At 64.5% G+C, this 3,079-nt stretch carries 1 protein-coding gene; it reads right to left on the bottom strand.

The features are described 5' to 3' along the window. Window positions 1–103 precede the first annotated feature (103 nt). On the bottom strand, window positions 104–2,755 hold the full coding sequence (locus AAIL66_RS24125) for a DUF349 domain-containing protein (RefSeq protein WP_343497942.1): 2,652 nt from the start codon (window positions 2,753–2,755) through the stop codon (window positions 104–106). Window positions 2,756–3,079: the final 324 nt, after the last annotated feature.

Genomic DNA, 3,079 nt, shown 5'->3' on the forward strand with positions numbered 1-3,079 from the left:
GGCGCCCCCGACTCCCTCTGACAGTACGCAGCACATACGAAAAAGGGAGCTCAACGACTCCCTTTTTCTTTGGCAACCGCCTCCCATCGAGGCGATATGTCGCTTACTTGCGCAGCAATTGCTTGAGTGCGGTCTGCAGGCGACGGGCAGATACCTCATCGCTGGCACTGCCCAGCACAGTGGCCACGTCCTGACCCCAGGTCTGCTGGGGAGAAGGATCGTTGCGGCGGGTCAGCATCTGCAGCTGCAGCGCACGGCGTGCCGCCAGCTGATCGGCAGGAGTGTGTACATCGGCAGCCATTTCCAGGCGCAGCAGGGCCTCTGCAGCATTGCCCTTGGGTGCAGCAGCCACAGCACCGGACCAGGAAGAGCGCACAGGCGCCGTCACCTTGCTGCCCAGTTGCTGAGCCGATGGCAGCTGCGCAGCATCACGAGCCTGCCAGGCACCGAGCAGCTGAGTCAGCGCTTCGCCGTGCGCCTGTGCCGCCAGCTTGCGCAGAGCTTCCTGGGCATGCTCCACGGCATCACGCTGGGCGCGGAAGGCCGGATCGGCCAGGCGCGGTCCGCGCTCCTCTCGCGTGAACTCGCGACGGCCACGGCCAGCATCACGGCTGTCGCGACCATCGCGCTCGCCGCGCGCTGCATCGCGTCCACGGCCGCCATCCCTGCGATCACCAGGACGACCACCTGCAACAGCTGCCGCTTCCTTCCTCATGCCAGGGCGGTCATCGCCACGCACAGCCACCACGGGGCGTGCAGGCTTGGCCACTGCAGCGGCTTCGCTCGCTTGCGCCTCAACAGCTTCAGACGCTTGCTCTGCCTGGCCCTGGGGCTGGTTTTCATCAGACTTGGCGGGCTGAGCCTTGATGGCCGCTTCGAGCTCGGCCAGCGCTGCATGAATCTTTTGCGCATCGCCGCTGGCATTGGCCGCCTCGACCGCCTTGGACGCATCCAGCACCCGACGATCATGCTCGGACAACTCAACCGCCACCTGGCTACGACCACCACGCTCCACACTCTTGCGATTGAAGGCATCGTCCAGCGGCTTGCGGAATGCATCCCAGAGCTTTTGCTCGTGCTTGCGATCCAGCGGCACCACCTGGGCTTCCGCCTGCCAGCGCTGCTGCAGCGCCTTCACGGCGTCGATACGCAGGCTGGGGGCTGCGCCCAAGGCCGTGGCTTCGTCGATCATGGCATGGCGACGCTCCAGGCTGGCCTTTTGTGCAGCCTGCAGGGGCGCTTCGGCAGCAGCCATGGCCTGCTTGAACAGGGGCTGCAGTTCGGCAAACAGCTTTTCGCCGATATGGCCGCTTTCACGCCAGCGCTCGCCAAACTGGCGCAGCGCGCGCAACATGCTCTTCCAGTCCTGGCTGGCCGCATTGCTTGCAGCCCAGGCCTTGATTTCTTCGATCAGCGCCAGACGCTGCGCCTTGGCCTGCGTGCTGTCCTGACGAATCTTGTCGTGCCAGGACTCGACCACCTTGTAGGCTGCGTTGCAGGCCTCGTCAAACTTCTTCCACAGCGCATGATTGGCCATGGCACCCTGGTCGGCCTGCTTCCATTGTTCGCGCAGGCTGCGCAGGGTTTCCTGGATCTTGCGACCACCCAGTGCCTGGCCTTCGGGACGGTTGAGCAAGGCTTCGGCCTTGGCCACCAGGTCCTCGCGCAGTTTCTCGGCCAGATGGCGCTGCCAACCCTCGGCCTCACCGGCGGCCAACAGGGCTTCATGCACTTCGCCCACCAGCGCTTCGTCCACAAAACGGCCATGGGCCTTGATGGCTGCGCGCATGGCTTGCACGGCTTCGGAGCCAGCCTGGCTGTTGCCAGCTGCAGTTTCTGCCTTCAGCGCCTGCAGGGCCTGACCCAGGCCAGCCTTGGCTGCTTCCACCTGCTCGGGCGTGGGCTTGCCACGGCCGGTGGCTGCTGCGCGCGGTGCGGCGGGCTTGGCCACTTCCACAGCTGCGGCTTCGGGAGGCAAACCACGAGCCACGCGGATTTCGTCGGCCCAGACGGGGACCGTGGGCAACGGCGCTGCCTCGTCCGCGGCCGCGGCCTCGGTCTGTGCCAGTGCAGACTGGAAAGCATCCCAAACCAGCGCCAGTTGTGCAGAGGCTGCCTCCAGCTGAGGCGGGAAACGGCCGTCCACACTGCCCCAGCTGGCGTCGCCGGTCAGCTCCTTGGCCTGCTCCTGCCAGCGCGCGACATCGACTCCCAGGGCTTCCAGCACCGCCTTGGCATCCTTCCAGGACTTGGTGGACAACACTTCGATGCGCTGCGCCAGCAGCAGCGCCACTTCGCGCTGCACCTGGGTGCGATGCTGCAGGTCTTCCACAGCCTTCACGCGCTCGCCCAATCGGGCCTTGAACTGCGACAGAGGCTCGCGCGACAGCGCGGCACCGGCCTTGGCGGCATCACGCTGCCAGGCAGCTGCAGCCGCGGCATCGAAGGGCTCTGCAGCAAGCAGTGCCTGAGCCTTCTCGGCCCATTCCACGGAAATTTTTTCCTGATTCGCGGTGCGACGGATTTCGTCAAGGCGCTCGCGCACGGCACGGGCAGCACTCTTGTCGCCCTTGCTCAGTTCCTTGTGAACGTCCTGGAGTTGCTCGACCGTGGGCTGAGTCGCCAACCAGTCGCGAATGCGCGCGGCGCGATCACCCGACGTCTCGGCGGAGAAAGCACCACCCGTCAATGCATCCAGCGGATGTTGCTCAGTATTCTTGGCAGAGGCCGGGTTCACTTCAGATGCATCAGACATGGTGCTGCTAGGAGAAATAGATGTCATGTAAGGGTCAGAAAATGCTTGGCAGCCAGCGCAGTCAACGCTGCAACGGGCCAGTGCCAACCCACATGAGGGCAGACTTTCCAAGCGCAAGCCCAGGCACATGAGCACCTGGGCAAACCGGTATTTTCGCCTTTATTTAAAGGCAAGCCAAAAAATGCGAAATCGCAAGGTGTTTCGCAGCACTTTCATCACTGCGCAGACAGGCTCAACTGGGCACGTGGCGTCCAGTCCTTGTCCTGCACATCCAGCTTGGGAGCGCCCAGGAACAAGCGCTCCAGCGGCAGCTGTTGCGTGGCC

This window comes from Comamonas sp. F1-6 (genome assembly GCF_039581415.1).
In the GTDB taxonomy this organism is placed as follows: Bacteria; Pseudomonadota; Gammaproteobacteria; order Burkholderiales; family Burkholderiaceae_C; genus Comamonas; species Comamonas thiooxydans.